General features: G+C 72.2%; 20 protein-coding genes. 10 read left to right on the top strand and 10 right to left on the bottom strand.

Going from position 1 to position 20,223, the window contains the following annotated elements:
- The 4 genes from FXF50_RS00705 to FXF50_RS00690 form a co-directional block, all read right to left on the bottom strand.
- The gene (locus FXF50_RS00705; RefSeq protein ID WP_187399450.1) at positions 1-708 is read right to left on the bottom strand and encodes a DUF998 domain-containing protein; all 708 of its coding nucleotides are present in this window, start codon (positions 706-708) and stop codon (positions 1-3) included.
- Complete coding sequence (gene lysX / locus FXF50_RS00700; protein WP_255509816.1) at positions 705-4,040, bottom strand: bifunctional lysylphosphatidylglycerol synthetase/lysine--tRNA ligase LysX; 3,336 nt, start codon at positions 4,038-4,040, stop codon at positions 705-707. Before lysX ends, FXF50_RS00705 begins: the two co-directional genes overlap by 4 nt.
- Before the next feature lie 81 nt (positions 4,041-4,121).
- On the bottom strand, positions 4,122-5,189 hold the full coding sequence (locus FXF50_RS00695) for an FAD-dependent oxidoreductase (RefSeq protein ID WP_222865958.1): 1,068 nt from the start codon (positions 5,187-5,189) through the stop codon (positions 4,122-4,124).
- 154 nt (positions 5,190-5,343) lie between these two features.
- On the bottom strand, positions 5,344-5,682 hold the full coding sequence (locus FXF50_RS00690; RefSeq protein ID WP_148425239.1) for a rhodanese-like domain-containing protein: 339 nt from the start codon (positions 5,680-5,682) through the stop codon (positions 5,344-5,346).
- A gap of 34 nt (positions 5,683-5,716) precedes the next feature.
- Between FXF50_RS00690 and FXF50_RS00685 the strand changes: the two genes are divergently transcribed.
- Positions 5,717-6,358: a TetR/AcrR family transcriptional regulator gene (locus tag FXF50_RS00685; RefSeq protein ID WP_148425238.1), complete on the top strand. Its 642-nt coding sequence runs from the start codon at positions 5,717-5,719 to the stop codon at positions 6,356-6,358.
- A gap of 21 nt (positions 6,359-6,379) precedes the next feature.
- On the opposite strand, the gene FXF50_RS00680 is transcribed toward FXF50_RS00685, so the two are convergent.
- Positions 6,380-7,504, bottom strand: a complete 1,125-nt coding sequence (locus tag FXF50_RS00680) for an NAD(P)/FAD-dependent oxidoreductase (protein WP_148425237.1) — start codon at positions 7,502-7,504, stop codon at positions 6,380-6,382.
- A 102-nt stretch (positions 7,505-7,606) separates the two neighbouring features.
- Between FXF50_RS00680 and FXF50_RS00675 the strand changes: the two genes are divergently transcribed.
- On the top strand, positions 7,607-8,260 hold the full coding sequence (locus FXF50_RS00675) for a TetR/AcrR family transcriptional regulator (protein WP_255509815.1): 654 nt from the start codon (positions 7,607-7,609) through the stop codon (positions 8,258-8,260).
- A 21-nt stretch (positions 8,261-8,281) separates the two neighbouring features.
- On the opposite strand, the gene FXF50_RS00670 is transcribed toward FXF50_RS00675, so the two are convergent.
- Both FXF50_RS00670 and FXF50_RS00665 read right to left on the bottom strand, forming a co-directional pair.
- Positions 8,282-8,695: an MmcQ/YjbR family DNA-binding protein gene (locus FXF50_RS00670; RefSeq protein WP_187399449.1), complete on the bottom strand. Its 414-nt coding sequence runs from the start codon at positions 8,693-8,695 to the stop codon at positions 8,282-8,284.
- Positions 8,696-8,770: 75 nt separating this feature from the next.
- Positions 8,771-10,006, bottom strand: a complete 1,236-nt coding sequence (locus tag FXF50_RS00665) for a hypothetical protein (protein WP_148425235.1) — start codon at positions 10,004-10,006, stop codon at positions 8,771-8,773.
- Between the two features lie 683 nt (positions 10,007-10,689).
- On the opposite strand from FXF50_RS00665, the gene FXF50_RS00660 reads away from it, so the two are divergent.
- Positions 10,690-11,805 carry a MerR family transcriptional regulator gene (locus FXF50_RS00660; protein WP_148425234.1) on the top strand — a complete coding sequence of 372 codons (1,116 nt, stop codon included), beginning with the start codon at positions 10,690-10,692 and terminating at the stop codon, positions 11,803-11,805.
- A 28-nt stretch (positions 11,806-11,833) separates the two neighbouring features.
- On the opposite strand, the gene FXF50_RS00655 is transcribed toward FXF50_RS00660, so the two are convergent.
- A complete protein-coding gene (locus tag FXF50_RS00655) occupies positions 11,834-12,688 on the bottom strand; it encodes a DUF4253 domain-containing protein (RefSeq protein WP_148425233.1) in 855 nt (284 codons plus the stop codon).
- Between the two features lie 126 nt (positions 12,689-12,814).
- On the opposite strand from FXF50_RS00655, the gene FXF50_RS00650 reads away from it, so the two are divergent.
- The 4 genes from FXF50_RS00650 to FXF50_RS00635 all read left to right on the top strand — a co-directional run bounded on the left by FXF50_RS00650 (position 12,815) and on the right by FXF50_RS00635 (position 15,199).
- Complete coding sequence (locus tag FXF50_RS00650; protein WP_148425232.1) at positions 12,815-13,333, top strand: hypothetical protein; 519 nt, start codon at positions 12,815-12,817, stop codon at positions 13,331-13,333.
- Positions 13,334-13,381: 48 nt separating this feature from the next.
- Positions 13,382-13,609 carry a hypothetical protein gene (locus FXF50_RS00645; RefSeq protein WP_148425231.1) on the top strand — a complete coding sequence of 76 codons (228 nt, stop codon included), beginning with the start codon at positions 13,382-13,384 and terminating at the stop codon, positions 13,607-13,609.
- Between the two features lie 146 nt (positions 13,610-13,755).
- Positions 13,756-14,625 carry a DUF6745 domain-containing protein gene (locus tag FXF50_RS00640; RefSeq protein WP_255509814.1) on the top strand — a complete coding sequence of 290 codons (870 nt, stop codon included), beginning with the start codon at positions 13,756-13,758 and terminating at the stop codon, positions 14,623-14,625.
- A gap of 202 nt (positions 14,626-14,827) precedes the next feature.
- Positions 14,828-15,199, top strand: coding sequence for a helix-turn-helix transcriptional regulator (locus FXF50_RS00635; RefSeq protein ID WP_148425230.1), 372 nt, complete (start codon positions 14,828-14,830; stop codon positions 15,197-15,199).
- 309 nt (positions 15,200-15,508) lie between these two features.
- On the opposite strand, the gene FXF50_RS00630 is transcribed toward FXF50_RS00635, so the two are convergent.
- On the bottom strand, positions 15,509-16,105 hold the full coding sequence (locus FXF50_RS00630) for a DJ-1/PfpI family protein (protein ID WP_255509813.1): 597 nt from the start codon (positions 16,103-16,105) through the stop codon (positions 15,509-15,511).
- 136 nt (positions 16,106-16,241) lie between these two features.
- Between FXF50_RS00630 and FXF50_RS29615 the strand changes: the two genes are divergently transcribed.
- Both FXF50_RS29615 and FXF50_RS00625 read left to right on the top strand, forming a co-directional pair.
- The gene (locus FXF50_RS29615) at positions 16,242-16,370 is read left to right on the top strand and encodes a hypothetical protein (RefSeq protein ID WP_255509812.1); all 129 of its coding nucleotides are present in this window, start codon (positions 16,242-16,244) and stop codon (positions 16,368-16,370) included.
- An 89-nt stretch (positions 16,371-16,459) separates the two neighbouring features.
- Positions 16,460-18,433: a potassium transporter Kup gene (locus tag FXF50_RS00625; RefSeq protein ID WP_148425228.1), complete on the top strand. Its 1,974-nt coding sequence runs from the start codon at positions 16,460-16,462 to the stop codon at positions 18,431-18,433.
- 112 nt (positions 18,434-18,545) lie between these two features.
- On the opposite strand, the gene FXF50_RS00620 is transcribed toward FXF50_RS00625, so the two are convergent.
- Positions 18,546-19,127 (bottom strand): type 1 glutamine amidotransferase domain-containing protein, encoded by a 582-nt coding sequence (locus FXF50_RS00620; RefSeq protein ID WP_148425227.1) that lies wholly within the window; start codon positions 19,125-19,127, stop codon positions 18,546-18,548.
- 241 nt (positions 19,128-19,368) lie between these two features.
- Here FXF50_RS00620 and FXF50_RS00615 point away from each other — a divergent pair, with 241 nt between their 5' ends.
- Positions 19,369-20,211 (top strand): aldo/keto reductase, encoded by an 843-nt coding sequence (locus FXF50_RS00615; protein ID WP_148425226.1) that lies wholly within the window; start codon positions 19,369-19,371, stop codon positions 20,209-20,211.
- Positions 20,212-20,223: the final 12 nt, after the last annotated feature.

Raw genomic sequence — 20,223 nt, 5'->3', positions numbered from 1 at the left:
TCAAGCTCGGCGTCGCCGACCGGGCGCAGGCGGTGGCCCGGGCACGGGACGCGGGCGTACACCGGCCGGGCTGACGCGGTTCGCGGCGACGACGCCGCCGGCGTAGAGCAGCCAGCCGGAGAGGCCGAGCAGCTGCACCCGCTGCCAGGCGCCCGGCGCGGCGTCCGGCCGGATCAGCTCGACCAGCGTGCCGGCCGTGCCCACCAGCAGCACCGCGGCCACCGCCAGCCCCCAGCGGAACGACGCGCGGCGACCGCGCAGGCTCACCAGCAGCGCGAACAGTGAGGCCAGGGCGGCGGCGATGGCCACCGCCGAGCTGACCGAGTGCCCCTGGTCCCGCCAGGACAGCTCGCCCAGCTCCGCGAGCCGGGCGCAGCGCGCGTCGGCCGAGGGGGCGCAGTCCATCGAGCTGACCGTGCCGTCCAGGGCGGTGGCCACGCCGAAGCCGACCAGCGCCCACCACGCCCACCGCGGCCAGCCCCGGGCCCGCCGGGCCAGCGCCAGCCCGGTCGCCGACGCGAGCGCGCCGACGACCAGGTCACCCAGGCCGAACACCAGGTGGTACGGCTGGTCGCGGGCGGCCAGCTCGCTGGCGTACCCGTCGAGGAGGCCGAACGCCGGGTTCAGCAGGGGTCCGATCAGCCACGACGAGTAGAGGACCCCGGCCAGTGCGAGCGCCAGCCCCGGCAGCGCCCGGGCCCGGTTCACGAGGAGTCCCGGACCAGCGGGAAGGGCAGCGTCTCCCGGATCGACCGGCCGGTCAGCAGCATGAGCAGCCGGTCCACGCCCAGGCCCAGGCCGCCGGTGGGCGGCATGGCGTATTCCAGCGCGGTGAGGAAGTCCTCGTCCAGCTCCATCGCCTCGGGGTCGCCGCCGGCCGCGTGCAACGACTGCGCGGTGAGCCGGCGCCGCTGTTCGGTCGGGTCGACCAGCTCCGAGTACGCGGTCCCCAGCTCCATCCCGAACGCCACCAGGTCCCACCGCTCCGCCAGCCGCGGGTCGTCCCGGTGCTGGCGGGCCAGCGGCGAGACGTCGGTCGGGAAGTCCAGGTAGAACGTCGGCGCGTCGGTGCGCGCCTCGACCAGCCGCTCGTACAGCTCCAGCAGCACCGCGCCGCGCTCCCAGCGCGGGTCGTACGCGACCCCGGCGGCATCGCAGAGCTTGCGCAGGGCGGCCAGGTCGGTGTCGGCGGAGACCTCCTCGCCGAGCGCCGCGGAGACCGCCTCGTTGACCGTACGGACCGGCCATTCGCCCCCGATGTCCACGGTGTCGCCCGTCCCGGGGCGGCGCACCACCGGCGACCCGTGCACCGCGACCGCCGCCGCGACGATCAGCTCCCGGGCCAGCTGGCGCATCACGTGGTAGTCCGCGTACGCCTGATACGCCTCCAGCACCGTGAACTCCGGGTTGTGGCTGTGGTCGACGCCCTCGTTGCGGAACGCCCGGCCCAGCTCGTACACCCGCTCCATCCCGCCGACGGCGAGCCGCTTCAGGTACAGCTCGGGGGCGATGCGCAGGCTCAGCCGCAGGTCGTACGCGTTGCTGTGGGTGACGAACGGGCGGGCGTTCGCGCCGCCGTGCACCCGCTGGAGGATCGGCGTCTCCACCTCCAGGAAGTCCCGGTCCGCCAGCGAGGCCCGCAGGCTGTGCAGGGCGGCGCCGCGGGCCCGCAGCAGGTCCCGCGCCGCCGGATCGATGGCCAGGTCGAGGTAGCGCTGCCGGACGCGGGCCTCCGGGTCGGCGAGCCCGTGGTGCTTGTCCGGCAGCGGGCGCAGGCACTTGGCGGTCAGCCGCCAGTCGGCCACCCGCACCGACACCTCGCCGCGCCGGGTCGCGTACACCTCGCCGGTGGCGCCCACGTGGTCGCCGATGTCGACGGTGGCGCGCCACCGGTCCAGGTCGTGCTCCAGCACCAACTGGAGGTCGCCGCTGCCGTCCCGGATCGTCGCGAAGCAGATGCGCCCGTGGTCGCGCATCAGCAGCACCCGGCCGGCCACCGACACGGTCTCCCCGGTGCCGGTGTCCGGCGCCAGCCCGGCGTGCCGCGCCCGCACCGCCGCGCAGTCGTCCGTACGCGCGAAGCCCACCGGGTACGGGTCGACGCCCTCGGCGCGCAGCCGGTCGAGCTTCGCCAGGCGTACCCGGATCTGCTCGGGCAGGTGAACGGCGGCCGGCTCCGGCGGCACGGCCCGGACCGTCGCGGCGGCCGGCGGCACGTAGCCCACTCCGCCGTCGGCCGGTGGCACGCCGTGCAGCGGGGTGGGCCGGCCGCCCGGCAGGGCGACGAAGCCCTCGGCGACCGCGGCGGCGAGGCCCACCCGGGCCAGCTCCCGGCGCTCCCCGAAGCACAGGTAGCGCGGCGTCCAGTGCGGCTGGTACTTGGCGTTGGAGAGGTACAGCGACTCCAGCTGCCACCAGCGGGAGAAGAAGAGCAGGGTGTGCCGCCACAGCCGGATGACCGGGCCGGCGCCGATCCGGGCGCCCTGCTCGAAGACCGACCGGAACACCGCGAAGTTCAGCGACACCCGTTCGACGCCGAGCCGGGGCGCCTCGCCCATCAGCGCCGCGACCAGGAACTCGGTGATCCCGTTCTCGGCCGACCGGTCCCGGCGCATCAGGTCCAGCGAGAGCCCGTCGGCGCCCCACGGGCTCAGCGACAGCAACGCCCGCACCTGGCCGTCGGCGTCCCGCGCCTCGACCAGCACGCAGTCGCCGTCGGCCGGGTCGCCGAGCCGGCCCAGCGCCATCGAGAAGCCCCGCTCGTGTTCGGTGTCCCGCCAGGCCGTGGCCAGCCTCGCCAGCTCGGACAGCTCCCCCGCCGGGATCTCCGCGTGCCGGCGCACCCGGGCCGTGTAGCCGGCCCGCTCCACCCGGTGCACGGCCTGGCGGACCGGGCGCATGTCCCGCCCGTCCAGGTCGAACTCGCGGGCCAGCAGGATCGCCTCGTCCCCCAGGTGCAGCACCTTGAGCCCGTGCCGGTGGTACGCCCTGGCGCCCGCCTCGCTGGCGCCCATCACCGCCGGGGTCCAGGCGTAGGCGCCGGCCTGTTCGAGCCACGCCTCGATGGCCGGCCCCCACGCCTCCGGGTCGCCCACGGGGTCGCCGCTGGCCAGGCTGACGCCGTTGACCACCCGGTAGGTGATCGCCGCCTTGCCGCTGGCCGAGAAGATCGCCGCCTTGTCCCGGCGGGTGGCGAAGTAGCCGAGCGAGTCGCGCCCGCCGTGCCGGGCGAGCAGTTCCCGGATCCGCTCCTCCTCGTCGGGGTGCAGCACGGCGGCGGCCCGCTGCGACCGGAGCAGGGTGAACAGGCCGGCGACGAAGGCGATTCCGCCGAAGGCGCCGAGCAGCAGGTTGACCCAGCCGGGCGCCTGCCCCTGCCGGGTGACGTCCAGGGTGACGGCGCCGCCGAACACCTTCTCGACGGCGTAGCCGAGCCGGTCCACCCAGGTGCGCAGGCTGCCCGGCTCGACGAGGAGCAGCAGGTAGCCGAGCCCGACCGCGACCGCCGCCAGCCCGAGGAACACCCCCAGGGCCTGCCAGACGCTGCCGCCGCGCACCCGGGCGTAGAACTCCCGCCGGGCGGCGAGCAGCAGGGCCAACGCGCCGGCGGCGAAGGCGATGCCGACCCACACCCCGACCGTCTCCAGCGAGGTGAACAGCCGCTCCCCGGCGTCGTCGGTGAGGTCGTTGCTGCCGATCACCAGCAGCAGCACGCCGGCCAGCACGCCGACGGCCAGGCTGAGGGTGAAGTAGACGACCAGCACCCAGTACGCCAGCCGCTTGCGGCGCAGCACCGCCGAGGCGAGGGTGCCGAGGAAGACCGCGTACGCCAGGTTCGCCGGCGCGGGCAGCAGCAGGGCGTCGATGGCGGTGCGGACCGGCTGGATGTCGGAGCGGACGGCGCTGCTCAGCGCGGCCAGCGCGCAGACCACCGCGATCACCCAGAGCAGCGTGGCGAAGGCCCGTGGCACCTGGCGTCGCCAGTCCCGGTCGGCGCGCCGGGCGTCCGCCACCGTCCGCGACGCGGTGCTCGGGGTCAACGTGGCCTCCTTCGTGCCGGTGACGCCCCGGCGTCGACCGGCCTCATGGTAGCCACGCCCGCGGTCGGCCCTCCCCGGAAGCTACGCGGCGACGCCGTGCGGGTCCGCCGGCGCCGCCAGGAGCGCGCGCAGCTCGCGGACGGCCGCCCGCCCGGCGCGGTTCGCGCCGACCGTGCTCGCGGACGGCCCGTAGCCGACCAGGTGGATCCGGGGATCGGCGACCACCCGGGTGCCGTCCACGACGATGCCGCCGCGGGGCCCGCGCAGCCGCAGCGGGGTCAGGTGGTCGAGCGCCGGCCGGAAGCCGGTGCACCAGAGGATGACGTCCGCGTCCTGTGCCGCGCCGTCGGGCCACCGGACACCGTCGGGGACGATCCGGTCGAACATGGGCCGGCGTACGAGGAGGCCGCGTTCCCGGGCTTCGCGCAGCTGTGGGGTCCACGCCAGCTCGCTCGCGCTGGCGATGCTCCCCGGCGGCAGGCCGGCGCGGACGCGCGCGTCGACCGTGGCGACCACCTCGCGGCCGTAGTTGGGCGTGAAGGGCCCGTCCCGGAACACCGGCGGGCGGCGGGTGACCCAGGTCGTCGTCGCCGCGACGTCGGCGATCTCGACCAGGAGCTGCACGGCCGACGTTCCGCCCCCGACGACGATCACCCGTTTCCCGGCGAACTCGGCGGGGCCCCGGTAGTGGGCGGTGTGCAGCTGCCGCCCGCGGAAGGTCTCCTGTCCGGGGTAGTACGGCACGAACGGCCTGGTCCACGTTCCCGTGGCGTTGATCAGTGCCCGGGTCGTCCAGGTGCCCCTGTCGGTCTCGACGAGGAGCCCACCGTCGCCGGCGTCCCGGACGGCCGTGACGGCGACCGGCCGCTGCACGTCGATGCCGAACTCCCGCTCGAAGTCGGCGAAGTACGCCGGCACCGCGTCGGCCGCCGGCTCGTCCGGCGGCGGTGGCGTGAAGTGCATCCCGGGCAGGTCGAAGATCCCGTGCACGGTCGCCATGCGCAGGGTCGGCCAGCGGTGCTGCCAGGCTCCGCCGGGTGCCCGGTCGGCGTCCAGGACGGCGAAGTCGAGACCGGAGGAGCGCAGGTGGTACGCGCTGGACAGGCCCGCCTGCCCGGCTCCGACCACCACCACATCCGTCTTCGGCACGTGCCGCACAACACCTCCGGGTGTGCGCGGCCTTCCCGCCGGCGAGGGATCTCACACCGCCCGCACTACCTGGTCCAGGAGACGGAGGACCTGCGGAGGGAGAGCGGGCGGGCCCCGCGCGGGGAGGTCGCGGGCACGACCTCCCCGCGCCGCCTCAGCGGGTGAGCGCCCCGGACTCGGTGGGCAGTCCGGCGCTCACCCAGTCCTCGATGCCCTCGGCGTACTTGCGCACGTTCGTGTAGCCGAGCGCGGTGAGGCGATCGGCCACCCGGCCGCTGTTGGGGCAGGCCGGGTTGGAGCAGTAGGTGACGACGGGCGCGTTCCGGTCCGGCAACAGCTCACCGGCGCGGTCGGCCACCTCGGCCTCGACCAGCGGGACGGCGCCGGGCAGGTGCTGCTTGGCGTAGTACTCGCCGCCCAGCGCGTCGACGACCGTGACGGTCCCCGCGTCGATGGCGGTACGCAGTTCCTCGCGGCTGATCCGGGCAGTCATGACAACCTCCAGAGAAGTGGACTACAGTCCGTTTATGCCTCGGAACGATAGCGGACCGCGGTCCGGTTATGCCACTCCCCCGGCCGAACTCGTCGAGTTGCGTACGACACCCCCGCGCGAGCGGGCGGACGCGGCCCGCAACCGCGCCGCGGTGCTGGACGCCGCCGCGACCCTCTTCCGCGAGCACGGCGTCGAGGGGGTCTCCATGGAGGCGGTGGCCGCCGCCGCGGGAGTGGGCAAGGGCACCCTGTTCCGGCGCTTCGGGGACAAGGCAGGGCTGGCCACCGCCCTGCTCGACACCCACGAGCGCGCGCTCCAGGAGGCGATCCTGTTCGGCCCCGCGCCCCTCGGGCCCGGCCCGGCCGACGCGCCGCCGCCGGCACGGGACCGGCTGCACGCCTTCGTCGAGGCGTACCTGGACTATCTGCTCGACCACCTAGACCTGGTCCGGATCTCGGAGACCGCGGCGCCCGGCGCCCGGTACCGGATCGGGGCGTACCGGTTCTGGCACCAGCACGTGACCCTGCTCCTCGCGGGCCGCCCGGATCCGGCCGCGGAGGCGCACACCCTGCTCGCCGCTCTCGCCGCCGAGCACGTGCGCGCGGCCCTCGACGACGTCGGGGCGGACCGGCTACGAGCGGCGACCCTGCGGCTGGCCGCCGCCCTCACCACCTGACGGTGTCGTCTCGCGGCGCTGTCAGTCCACGGGTGCCGGCTCGGCGGCCCGTGGCGTGAAGAAGCGCACGGTGTCCTCGGCCGCGCTGGGCGACAGCATCATCGCCTGGACCCGTGCGGACATCTCGGCGATCGGGTGGATTCTGGCGAACATCGCCTGCTCGTACGCCCGGATCGCCGAGTCGGGGTCGGCGGGGTTGCCGGCCAGTTCGGCGGCGAGTTCGGCGGCGTCGAGCATGGCCTGGTTGGCGCCCTCGCCGACGGGAGGCATGAGGTGCGCGGCGTCACCGATGAGCGTGACGCCCGGCCGGTGGGCCCAGCGCGTACCGGTGGGCATGGCCTCGATCCTCCGAGGGGTCGGCGGGCCGTCAGCGGCTTCGATGAGTGCGGTGAGCCTACGGTCCCAGCCCTCGAACATGTCCAGCAGAGCGCGCCCGCTGCGGAAAGCGTCCAGGTGGCGATCGTCCGCGGGCAGGGAGATCCCGACCCGGATGCTGCCGTCGCCGAGGCGTTGCGCCGACAGGATCCGGCTCACGCCGATGCACCAGAGGTTCCCGGGGCCGACCAGCTCGGCGAGGTCCGGGTGGCGCCGGTCGGCGTCGCCGATGCTCAGCTCCACCACGGTGGCCACCGGGGACAGTGTCGCGTCGATCAGCAGCGGCCGGACGACCGAGCGCGCGCCGTCCGCGCCGACCAGGACGTCGCAGTCGGTGCGGCGGCCGCCGTCGAACGTCAGCTCGAAGCCCCCGCCGGACCGTGGCGTCGCCGCGACGAGCCGGTGCCGCCAGACCACCGCGTCGCCGGGGAGCGAATCGAGCAGGAGGTCACGCAGTGCGCGGCGGTCGATCTCGGGACGTCCGGAGAACGAGCCGGGCGCTGGCCTGTGGTGCACGAGGGTGCGTCCCGCCGGGTCGAGGATCCGGTGTTCCTCACCCTCCGGCCGCGCCTCGGACCGGAACCGGCCGGCGAGGCCCGCCGCGGCCAGGGCCCGCTGTCCGGACTCCGGGTGCAGGTCGAGCGATCCGCCCTGTGCTCGCGCGGACCGGCTCGCCTCGCGTTCGTAGACCACCGCGTCGATGCCGTGCCGGTGCAGGATCCGGGCCAGCGTCAGGCCGCCGAGGCCACCGCCGGCGATCGCGATTCGCATCAAGAGCTCCCTTGCCGTACGCTGTATCTCGTGGATACGCCGTACGGTAGCGCACCGCTGCCCGTCTGGGAACGGCCCGAGCCTCAGCCCCGGGCGGCGCCCGTGCCGCTGAGCCGCGCGAAGATCGCCGCCACGGCGATCCGGCTCGCCGACGCACACGGCCTCGACGGGCTGTCGGTACGCAAGATCGCCAAAGAGCTCGGTGTCGGTCCGATGCGGCTCTACGACTACGTGGTCAACAGATCCGAACTGCTCGACCTGATGGTCGACGCCGTGTACGCCCGGATCGCCGAGGCCGACCAGCACTCCGGGTGGCGCGCCACCGTCCTGGCCATCGTCCACCGGACCCGCGAAGTCGCCCTCGAGCATGAATGGTTCGCCGACCTGCTCGGCGCAAGGCCACACCTGGGACCGCACGCGCTCGCCGTGGGCGAATCGACAGCCGCGGCGCTCAGCCAGGCCCCCGGCGTGCGCAGTATCGACGATCTCCAGCGGGCCCTGGGCGCTCTCAACGCGTTCGTCGTCGGAGCGCTCCGCAGGGAGATCACCGAGCGACGCACCGCCCGTTCCACCGGCACCGACGTGTCCGCCTGGCAGGCCGCCCTGGGGCCGTACCTGACACGCATGCTCGAAACCGGCCGCTACCCCACCGTCGCCCGGCTCGTCGTCGACGGCGCCCACCTCGACGCCGAGGAGACCTTCCACCACAACCTCGTCACCGTCCTGGACGGCATCACCAGCCGTCCCCACACGTGACCACCGCCGGTAGGCCAGCGGTCAGCAGGTGGGATGCGCTCCGCTCAGGTCCGGGTTCGACGGGTCGACGCAGTCGTCGAGGTCACCGACGAGCGCGTCCGGGGCCCGCATGCGCCACGCGTCGGTTACAAGCTCCCTCAACCGATCGACACTCACCTGCGCCAACCGCAGCATGACCAGGGGCAACCCGTCATACGCGGGCGTGGTGAAGAAGAGGTCGGGCTCACCGAGGAGCAGGGCCTGCTTCTCCGCTTCGTCGCCCACGTACAGCACCGCGATGTCGGTCCGGATGCGGCGCGACGTGCCGGGCCTGCGCTCGGGGTAGGACCAGACGAAACCCTTGTCGGCGACCCGGAAGTCGAAGCCCTCACTGTCGATCTCGACCACGTGAGGCAGCGCCAGCGCCAGGTGACGGATGTCGTCCGCGTCAGTCATCGACGTCACTCCCGGACACCGCCTCCCGCATCCGTCCAGCCTAACCGCCGCGCTTCCGCGGTGAATTGGTTCGGGTCAGGCGCCCGGTTCGGTCGACGGGGCTGGCACGTACTCGAGGACGACCGCCCGCAGGTAGCGCGGGTTGGTGGGGAGATCGACCGCTCCCACCGCGAACATCAGCGGGCTGCCCGGGGTCCCGGTGATCCCGTGCAGGCTCATGCCGACCGCGCCCGCCGGCTGCGGCGCGGGCGTGCCGACCCACCCGCCCGTGCTGAACGTGGCGAGCGCCGCGCTCGGCGCCGGGGAGTTGTCGATGAGCCACGGCACCCCGGCCAGGTCGGTCGCCACGTCAGGCAGCGCGCCTGCCGGCGCGTCCCGGAGGATCTCGAAGGAGCCACCGCCGCCGCGCACGGCCAACCCACCGTTCCCCACCGCCCACAGCTCGCCGGACGAGCGACCCGCGAGCGCCGTGAACGAGGACTCCTGGTCGTTGATGCCCACCGGAACCGTACGCCAGCCTGAGCCGTTCCAGTGGAACAGCAGGGGGCCCTTGAACCCCTGCCACGCACCGTTGCCGGCGGCCCAGACGTCATCCGAGCGGAAGGCCCTGATGGCGGTGAAGGTGCAGAAGTTCGGCATACCACCGAAGGACGTGCCTCCGGCGCGGCACTCGGCGGGCGACCGGTGCGACCGCCAGGACCGGCCGTCCCACTCCTCGATGATCACGTCGCTGAGCTGGTTGCCCACCAGCCAGGCGTGTCCGTCCGCGACGGTGAGTCCGGTGATCAGCGCGTAGCCTCTGCTGTTCCGCCTCGGGAGGGGCACCTCGCGCCAGGCGGTTCCGTCGTAGTGCAGGACGTGCGTCTCCTGGTCCTCCGGGCCCGCGGCGGCCGTGCTGCCGACGGCCCAGACGTTCGAGGGCGAGTCGGCCGCGACGAGGTCGAACCGACCGTGCCAGGTGGTCGCCGGGAGCGCCCCGCGTGCCCAGCGCGTCCCGTCCCACTGGAGGATCAACGGGGTGCCGCTGTCGTTCGGCTGGTCGGGCGAGTAGGCCTCGCTCCCGACGGCCCACGCGTGCGTGGCGTCCACCGTCACGACGTCCCACAGCACGCTCGTCGGCCGGGCCAGCTCCGGCAGCGTGGCCAGGCGCCAGGCCGGTGCCGGCGCGCCGGTGCCGACGGCTTCGGGCGACCCGCCTGCGGCGGTCGCGGCGGGTCCCGAGGGTGCTGGCGCGGTGCTCGTGCCGACGCGTTCGCCGGTGCAGCCCGACACCAGCAGGACAGCGGCCACCGTCACGGCGATCTTGCGCATGGCACCGATGATCGCAGGGCGGCGCCAGTGCTCGGCAGCAGGACGAAAGTGGGTGGCCTCGCCGGGCCGTCCCGCCCTACCGTGTCACTTGTTCTTCGTGTCCGACCCACTCACAGAGGACTTCACCCCGCGTGACGCCGCCTGCTCTCTAGACCTGACACCGTGCCCGCGCATCGGTCGCCGACGTCGCCGTCGGCTCTTTTCCCATGCCTTCCGTCAGGTCTTCGGAGAGTTCATGTCTACGCGTCCTCATGTCGTGCTGCCCTGGGTCCTTCGCGGCACGCGCCTTCCCCTTCTCCCGTTCCGCCGCGTCCACTGCCGTTCCTGCCTCGCCGCTGTGGAGCGGGACGCATGCCGGCAACCGCTCGACCCGTCCTCTCGCGTAATTTCCTGGCCCGTCCCGCTCTCGGTCGTCGTCGACGGCGCTCGCCCCGAACGGCTCATCACCCAGGGGGCCGGGCATCATCCGCGGACAGATCGCGCCATGGGCCGCCGCCGTGGGCCTGAGCCGCGGCGACAGGCACGGTGGCCGCGGGCCGGGCTGCACCATGCCGCGGTCCGCGCGCGGTCGCTCGGGACCGGGCCCGACCGACGGTCAGGGCCGGCCCGGTACCAGCGCGGAAGGTGAACGCCCGGGCTAAACACTTGCTCCTCACGCGGCGTCAGGGCACATAGTCGGTGGCGTGGAGGAGCACCTGACCGTGGGGCGTGTGGCGGAGTTGGCCGGCGTCAGCGTCCGCACACTGCACCACTATGACGAGATCGGCCTCCTGGAGCCGTCCACGCGGACCGCAGCGGGGCACCGGGCCTACTCCGCGAGCGATGTGGAGCGGCTCCGGGAGGTGCTCGCCTACCGGCGGCTCGGCTTCGGACTGCGGGAGATCGCGGATCTGGTCGACGATCCGGCCACCGACGCGGTCGCGCACCTGTGCCGGCTGCGCGGCCTGCTCATGGACCAGCGCGACCGCGCTGCCGCCATGGTGACGGCCATCGACAGGGAACTGGAGGCACGAGCCATGGGAATCCGGACGACACCCGAGGAGCAGCTGAAAATGTTCGGCGCGCAGTTGTACGACGCCATCGGATCCGCGTACCCGGCGACGCGGCGCACCGAGCCCCGGATCGCCGCGCGCATCTGGGATGCGTTGGGGGACGCACGGACGGTGCTGAACGTCGGGGCGGGCACCGGCTCCTACGAACCACCGGACCGTGACGTCACGGCGGTGGAGCCGTCGGCGGTCATGCGGGCGCAGCGTCCCGCGGGCGCGGCGCCGTGCGTGGCCGCCGCCGCGGAGAGCCTGCCGTTCGAAGACCAGTCCTTCGACGCGGCCATGGCGGTCAGCACCGTCCATCACTGGCCTGACCCGGTCGCCGGGCTGCGTGAGATGCGGCGGGTGGCGCGCCGCGTGGTGGTGTTCACGTACGACGCCGACGACACCGGCTGGCGTCAGCGGTTCTGGCTCACCCGCGACTACCTGCCGGAGTTCGCAGAACTCCTCGTCGGCTGGCCGTCCCTGGCCGACCTGACCCGCGCCATCGGAGGACGGGCAGAGCCGGTGCTGGTCCCGTGGGACTGCGCCGACGGCTTCTTCGAGGCGTACTGGCGGCGGCCTGAGGCCTACCTGGACGAACGCGTACGCCGTGCGGTTTCGGTATGGACCAGAGTCGGACCGCAGGCGGAGCAACGGGCCGTCAGCACGCTGCGCGAAGATCTTTCCTCCGGCCGCTGGGCGGAGCGCAACCGCGACATCGTCGCCCTCGACACGGCGGAGCTCGGTCTCCGCCTGCTCGTGGCCTGAGCCGGGGTGCGGGAGATGGTCGAGTTCGTCAGGGCCGGTTGTGCACGAACCACGCGTCACCTGCGGACAGGGCGACGGCGACCTCCCACCGGTGCAGGTCGAGGTTCGGGGCGAGCGCCTTGAGCTGGCCGGCCGCGGTCCACGCCTCGTCCCCCGGCGTCGGGCGACGACCCACCTGGAACTGCAGCATGGTGCCCCAGGACGCGACCAGGCGGGCGTCCCACCGGTGACGCCACTGCGCCAACACCTCGGCGAGCCTCCGCTGGTACTCCCGGGTGAGCGCACCGTAGAAGGCCACCCAGTACCCCGAGCTGCGGACGTCGCTGGTGGGCAGCAGCATGAGCAGGACGCTGTTCGGCGTGTACCAGTAGTCGGTCTGCGTCACGAACCGCGCCCTGGCGGACACCCGGGTGTGCAGGTCGGCGTCGGCGAGCAGCCGGTCGTACAGCGTCCTCTCCAGCGCCGGACGCTCAGCCGGCAGCGCCACGTCCGACACCAGGGCCGTCAGGTCGACGCCGGCCACGCCACGCGCGCAGTACTCGACCTCACCCTCGTCGACCACGTCGTCCTCGCTGTAGTGGCGGTAGATCAGCCACGGATCGGAAGCCTCGGCCGCCTCGGCGAACGTGCGCAGCTCCGACTCCGACGGACCCGGGTCGGGCTCCGGCCGGATCCTCAGCGTGCCGTCGAAGTCGTCGGTGACCAGGACGGGCCGGCGTCCGAGGACCGGCACCAGTGCGTCGGCAGCCCGCCAGGCCTCGTGCAGGCGATGGGGGTCGACGTCGGCGACGAGGACGGTGCCCGCCGGGCCGTGCCCGATCGGCAGGCCGGCCAGTGGCGTGCCGACGAACGCCGCTGCGATCTGGTCGAGGTCGTTTCGCACGGTAGGAGTGTGGCCGATCATCGACGCGGCGTGGGGGTGGGTCCTCGCCGGGGAGGTCGGCGCCTGGGCGGGCGGCCGGGAGACCGGGGCGGCGCGGGAGACCGTCGTGTGATCTGATCCCTGCCGATGACAACACCGGACGCTCCCACCACCGACCCCGACGCCGCTGCGACCACGCCGCCGCACGTGCGCCGCATGGTCGTGCTCATGCTCGCCAACCTGGCCCTGAGCGCCCTGCTCGCCGGCCTGATGCTGGTCTTCCAGGAGCAGCTGCTGGACTACCGGCTCGCCCACCTCGACCTGCCGGCCGGCACCGACCTGGCCGCCGCCCGGGAGACGATGCGCTCCTCGGTGTGGTCCAAGGTGCTGCCCGTGGCGCTGGTCGCGCTCGCCTACCTGTGGTTGATCCACGGATTGCAGATGGGCCAGCGCAAGGCGTACCGGCAGGTGGTCCTCATCTCGGTGATCGTGCTGCTCGGCTCCGGCCTGACCCTGTTCCAGCCGTTCCCCTGGTGGCTGCGGGCGGTCAACGTCGCAAAGATGCTCGTGGCGGTCGCGCTGCTCTTTCTCGCCGGCCGCCCCCAGGTTCGCGGCTGGTTCGCCGCGACCAACCGACACGACATGGCCGACCGCTTCCCGTCCTGACCTCCCGGCCCGCCCACGATCACCCGTGGAGCGATCGGGCTCCCGCTGGTGGCGCTGACGCTGGTCACCTACGGCGTCTTGAGCATCGCCGTGCTCGTGCGGCAGGTTCTCACCGGCGACACGCAGTGGTCGGACGTGCGTGAGGGGTGGGCGGTGACCGCCACCCTGCTGGTGTTCCTCTGCTGGGGAGTGGCACTGGGCGTCACCACCACCGGCTACGCGATCGCTACCCGGCCTCGCCCGGAGCGGGCCACGGACCGCGGCCCGTCGCTCTGAGCAGCCGGCCTGCCCCATCACGCCCGATCGTCGGCAACGTCCGTGGAGGCAGGCGGCAGGTGGAGAACCGGCTTGCGCCGGTGCCGCCCCACGGGCCATAGTCGTTCCATGATCTCTTACCGGAAGGGCGGCGACGCCCTGGCGCGGTGAGCGCCCCCGCGCGGCGCACCGACGCCGCGAAACCTTCACAGGCCGTTCGCAGCGGCAAGCCTCACGACCTGTGGCAGCAGGCCATCCGGATCCGCCAGGAATGGCTCGACCACGCCCTGTCCACGCAGCCGGCGGACCGGTCGACCGCCGAACGCTGCCTGACCGCCATCTACGCGAGGGCATCGCGGCCGCGACCCCGGTTCGAATGGGTCGACTCGCCAGACAAGGCACGCCCCCTGATCACCGACTGGCCCACCCTCGATCAACTCTACGAGCGCATCCGGGCCCCCCGGCCGCGCGGGACGCCACCGCCGGCAAGCGACATTGCCATGATCGCCTCCCAGCTACGTGGCACGCTGAGCGCGGGCGTCACTCACACCGATCCCGAGCTGTCGCCCGTGCGCACGAGCAAGACGAAAGAACCATGGCCCGAACTGGCGCCGCTGCGGGCGCTCGACAGCGGCGTTCCGCTCGCTGTCGTGCTGCACCAGGGCGTACGCACGGCACTGCACCGCAGCCTCGCGCACGGGTACTGCCTACCCGTGCGTGCGGCGCTGGCTGGCGACGGCCCGGTACCCGTGTGCTGGTACGGGCAGCAGGAGGCCTCATGGATCGCCTACTACGACGTGCTGCACCGCCTCGGCCTTGCCCGGTACGGGCCGGACGAGGCCGAACACCTCGACGCCTGGGCCGACCTGGCCCGCTCCTGCGGCTGGTGGTGGCCGGGCGAGGACGTGTGCGTCGTGGTGGACCGGCCCCAGGTGATTCGCACCGAGCCGGTCTCCGGGACGGTCCACGACCAGATCCGACTGCAACCCCGCGGCCTGCGCTACCGCGACGGCTGGCAACCACTCCTGAACAGGTGAGCTGAGTCGACGTCAGGCCGGGGCGGGCACCCGCCAGTCCCGGCCTGACGTCGACGTCCGACTGCCCCTCCAATCGCCGCCGGCGGCCGACACGCTCGCAAGCCCCTCCGGCCCGCAGATCATCATGCCGAGGACCCTGCCCGGGGACTGTTGGTGGCTCGGTCACGGGTTCTGCCAGCGCATTGATGGTGTTGGTGGCACGATGCATGACGTGGGAACCCCGAAAACCGCCGCACCTGCTGTCTCGCCGCTTGCTGGTGAGCCGATCAAGCGCGCCGACGCCGAACGGCTCGCGGGAGTGCTGAAGGCCGTCGCCGACCCGGCCCGGCTGCGACTGCTCAGCCTGATCCAGTCCGCTCCCGAGGGCGAGGCGTCCGTCAGTGACCTCACCACGCCGCTCGGCCTCTCCCAGCCGACCGTCAGCCATCACCTCCGGATCCTCACCGAGGCCGGTCTGCTGGAGCGGGACAAGCGGGGCGTCTGGGCGTACTACCGACTGGTGCCGTCCGCTATCGCGGCGATCGCCGAGCTGTTGACGCCGCCCCGCAAGCGGGCGACCAGAAAGGCCCGCTGACCGACGCTGCCCGGCCGTCCAGCGGGCGGCCACGGGCAACCCGCTCCGGTCAGTGGACTTCGTCGACGGCGGCGCCGTTTCGTTCAGCGGGACGGTCAGTCCGGGACGCCCTCGCCGAGCAGGCGCTGCGCGGCCGCGTGGGCTTCGCGGGCCGGCCTGGGGCCGGCGGCCCCTCCCCCGCCGACGAGAATCCGGCCGCGGACCCGGGTGGGGTGCCGCGCGGCAACCAGTGACGAGGCATGCGCACGGGGCGGGCGACACCCGGCCGGCCTCCAGCCTCGCGCGGTCGCCGTCCGCGACCGCCGGGCGTCAACTCGACACGAACTCACCGGCGTGGACGGCGCGCAGGGCGCGCTCGACGGTCTCCTGGTTCTCGCCGACCGGAGCCACATAGCCGATGACGTCGCGCGCGGCGCCCTCACCGAGCGTGCGGGTGATCACCCACGTGGCGAGATACTGCGACGCCAGGCAGCCGCCGGCCGTGGCGATGTTGCCCTCGGCGTGAAACGGCGCGTCCAGCACGGTAACGCCGCAGGCCTCGACGAACGGCCGGCTCTTCATATCCGTGCAGGCGGGCATGGAGTCGAGCAACCCGAGCCGGGCGAGCACCAGGGCGCCGGAGCACTGCGCACCGATCAGCTGTCGTGTCGGGTCGAGCGGCAGCCTGGAGAGCATTTGATCGTCGGCGACCACTTCTCGCGCCCGCACCCCGCTGCCGATCAGCACGATGTCTGCTTCGGTCACGAACTCCATCGGGCGCTGCCCGGTCACCTCGACGCCGTTCATCGACGTGACCACCGGCGTCGGGGTCGTGATGAAGGCCGCCAACCCGTCCTTGCGGCACCGGTTGATCAGCGCGGCGGCGATGAAGCTGTCGAGCTCGTTGAACCCGTCGAAGGTGATCACCGCTACCTGCATCACAAGTCTCCCGAGTACGGCATCAGGTCGCCAGTTTCGTTGCTCCGCCGTTCCGGGTCGAGAGCCAATCAGCGGTCGGCGGCATGCCGACCGCCCCCATGCGGAACGGACAGCCCAGACGGTGGTGATCACCGCACTGGCGCTCGCCACCGTTCACGTACCGGCGCTGAGCGCGCTTGCCGCGCTGACCGCAGTCTGCCTGGGGTTCCTGGCGATCGAAGTGAGAAGGCGAGGTCCGTTGGCCCGTTTCTGACCCGGGTGCGCGAATCGCCGGCGTCATTCGACAGGGTGACCGAATTTCGGTCTGGGGTAGGGGCGGCTCCGGGTTGGTATGCCTGTGAGGTGACGGAGCGAGCGAACAACGAAGAGCCTGCGGCGGGCGGCGAGGGGCCGACCGAGGATGGCGGGACAGCCTCTCAGGCATCGCTCGCCGGTCGCCCGGCCGCGGGGCTGGGGTTGCTACTGGGCGCGTTGGGGGTGGTATACGGCGATATCGGTACCAGCCCTCTCTACGCGCTGAAGACGGTCTTCACTCTCGACCGTGGCCTGGTCCCGGACAGGCCCGACGTGTTCGGCGTGATCTCGCTGGTGTTCTGGTCGATCATCCTGATCGTGTCGGTCAAGTACGTCATCTTCATCCTTCGAGCCGACAACGAAGGCGAGGGCGGGGTGATGGCCCTGGCCGCCCTCGCTCGAAGAGCGCTGCTCAAGGCCAACGCGAAACGGGCCGCAACGGTGTTGGCGCTGGGGGCTCTGGGCGCTGCCCTGTTCTACGGCGACAGCGTCATCACCCCAGCGATCTCGGTGTTGTCCGCGGTGGAAGGACTGGAGGTCGTTTCTCCGCAGTGGGCGGTGGTGGTGCTGCCAGCATCGGCGGTGATCCTCACCCTGCTGTTCACCATCCAGCGGTGGGGCACGGGACGGGTCGGTTCCGTGTTCGGGCCGATCATGCTGCTCTGGTTCGCCTGTCTGGGTGTCGCCGGCGCGGCCGAGGTGCTGCGGCACCCGGGCATCCTGGCCGCCCTGTCACCGACCTACGCGGCCGCGTTCTTCCTGAACCACCCGGTCATCGCATTCGTCGCGATGGGCGCCGTGGTGCTGGCGATCACCGGCGCCGAAGCGCTCTACGCGGACATGGGTCACTTCGGCCGCGCCCCGATCCGCCGGGCGTGGTTCGCGATCGTGTTTCCCGCGTTGACACTCAACTACCTCGGCCAGGGCGCGTTGATCCTGCGGGCACCCGAAAGCCGGGACAACCCGTTCTTCCTGCTGCTGCCGGCCTGGGCGCAGCTCCCGATGGTCGTCCTGGCCACCGTGGCGACCGTGATCGCGTCCCAGTCGGTGATCTCCGGAGCGTTCTCGGTGTCCCGGGAGGCCATGCGCCTGGGCTTCCTGCCGCACCTGCGCATCCGACAGACCTCCCGCCGCGAGTACGGGCAGATCTACGCCCCGGGCGTGAACTGGGGTCTGTTCGTGGCGGTCCTGGTGGTCACGTTCGCGTTTGGCTCATCCACGAACCTTGCCGCCGCGTACGGGGTGGCGGTCACCGGCACCTTCCTGATCACCACGACCCTGTTCCTCGTCGTCGCGCGGATGCTGTGGCGCTGGGCCACGTGGCAGGTCGCGGTGTTCGCCGTCGTCGCCGGCAGCATCGAGCTGACCTTCTTCACCGCGAACCTGGCCAAGGTAACCCACGGTGGCTGGCTGACGCTGCTGATCGCGATCGTCGTCTTCACAGTCCTGCTGACATGGCGGCGTGGCGCCGAACTGGTCACCGCCCGGCGGATCGAACGGGAAGGGCCGCTCCCCGACTTCATCGACACCCTGCACGCGACGAACATCCCCTGGGTGCCAGGCACCGCCGTGTTTCCCCACCCGAACAAGGAGACGACGCCCCTGGCGCTGCGCGCGAACGTCGCGTACAACCACGTCCGACATCAGACGATTGTGATCATTACAGGTCGTACCGCGAACATCCCGCATATTCCGTGGGATCAGCGCCTGACCATCGACGATCTCGGCGATCCCAATGACGGCGTCCTCCACATCACCGCGGTCTTCGGCTTCCAGGACCCGACCGATTTCCCCGAGGTGGTTCGCCGCGCCGCCGCCCATCCCCTCGCCAAAGAACTCGACCTCGACGGCATTTCCTACTTCGTCTCGCGGATCACACTCCGTTGCACGCATAGACCCGGCATGGCCACCTGGCGTAAACGCCTGTTCATCGGCCTCGCCCACAACGCTGCCAGTCATGCCGAGTTCCTTCACCTGCCTGAGGAACGCACGATCGTCCTCAGCGCCGAAGTCCCCGTCTGAACCCGACCCCGATCAGTCACACCGAGCCCACCGCGGAAAGCATGGCTGGCGGGATACCCGCCGGGCCGGGGCTCCGGGCCGGCTGATCCTCCCGGCCCGGAGCACCATCGGGTCAGGCTGTCGCCATCTGGCGAACATGTTTGCCCTCGGCGAACTCCTCCACCATCTTGGCGCAGAAGGCCGGAAGGTCGCTGGGGCTGCGGCTGGTGACCAGGCCGCTGTCAACCTGTACCTGCTGGTCCACCCAGTTCCCGCCTGCGTTGCGGATGTCGGTGCGCAGGCTGGGGAACGAGGTGACGGTCCGGCCGTTGACCATGCCGGTTTCGACCAACGACCAGGGGCCGTGGCAGATCGCCGCCACCGGCTTCTGTTGCTCAAAGAACGCCCGGACGAAGTCCATTGCCTGCGGGTTCATCCGGAGCCGGTCGGGGTTGACCGTCCCGCCGGGCAGCAGCAGGGCGTCGTAGTCGGCCGCATTGGCCTCGTTCACGGTCCGGTCCACCCGATAGCGGTTGGCCGGGTTGATGTCCTGGTTCATTGACTGGATCTCGCCGGAATTCAAGGAGATCAGGTGGACCTCGGCCCCCGCCTGCTCCGCGGCGGCCCGGGACTGGGTGTACTCCACGTCCTCGACCCCGTCGGCGGCGAGGCAAGCGACTCGTTTGCCGGTCAGTGGCTGCTGGCTCTGCGCCATCTCTGCGGCCTTCCCTTCGCGGCGCCGCCCCGTCGGCGGCGCGTCGTTCGCTCGGGGTCGCCTTCCCGCTGTCGGCACCGGGAAACAGGCCACCGAACGCCACTCAAGGGTGGACAATCCGCCTATATGCCCGCCGCTCACAGAGGGCCTGCGCGGAGGAAGGTCGCGCTACGAGCGTGCTTCCTGCCGCAGCGGGTAACGCACTCGACCCACTGGTACCCAGGCTCCCGAAAGGCCCACCATGACCCTCGCTGCCGCCGCGATCGAGCTGCCATCCGGCCAGACCATGCCCGTGCTCGGCCAGGGAACCTGGTACCTGGGTGAGCGCCCCGAAAGGCGGCAAGACGAGTTAGCCGCCCTACGCGCCGGGCTCGACCTGGGCATGACCATGATCGACACTGCGGAGATGTACGGTGACGGCGCCTCCGAGGAACTCGTCGGCGAGGCGATCATCGGACGACGCGCCGACGTCTTTCTGGTCGACAAGGTGCTGCCGTCCAACGCCAGCCGACGGGGAACCGTGCAGGCCTGCCGCCGCAGCCTGCAACGACTCGGCGTCGACCACATCGACCTCTACCTGCTGCACTGGCGCGGCAGCCATCCACTCGCGGAGACGATCGAGGCGTTCGCCGAACTCGTCGACGCTGGTGACATCGGGCAGTGGGGCGTGAGCAACTTCGATCTTTCCGACATGACGGAGCTGCTCGAGGCGGGCGGAAACTCCTGCGCAACCAACCAGATCCTGTACAACCTCACCCGCCGAGGTCCCGAGTACGACCTGCTGCCGTGGCTACGCGAGCACCGAATCCCGGTGATGGCGTACTCGCCGATCGAGCAGGGCCGACTGCTCGGCCATCCCCAGATCGCGGAGGTCGCCGCCCGGCACGGGGCCACGCCCGCTCAGGTGGCGTTGGCCTGGCTACTGCGGCAGGACAGGATTGCGGCCATCCCCCGATCGTCCAACCCGGAACACACCCGGGAGAACGCGGAAGCTCGCGACCTGCATCTGAGCGAGGAGGACGTGGCGGCACTCGACACGGCGTTCCCGCCGCCGGCCGGCCCGCAACCGCTGGAGATGCTGTAGCCGTTCGCGGAT

The sequence above is a fragment of the Micromonospora sp. AP08 genome (assembly GCF_008085935.1).
Taxonomy (GTDB): Bacteria; Actinomycetota; Actinomycetes; order Mycobacteriales; family Micromonosporaceae; genus Micromonospora; species Micromonospora chersina.
This window is presented reverse-complemented; position numbering and strand designations above follow the sequence as displayed.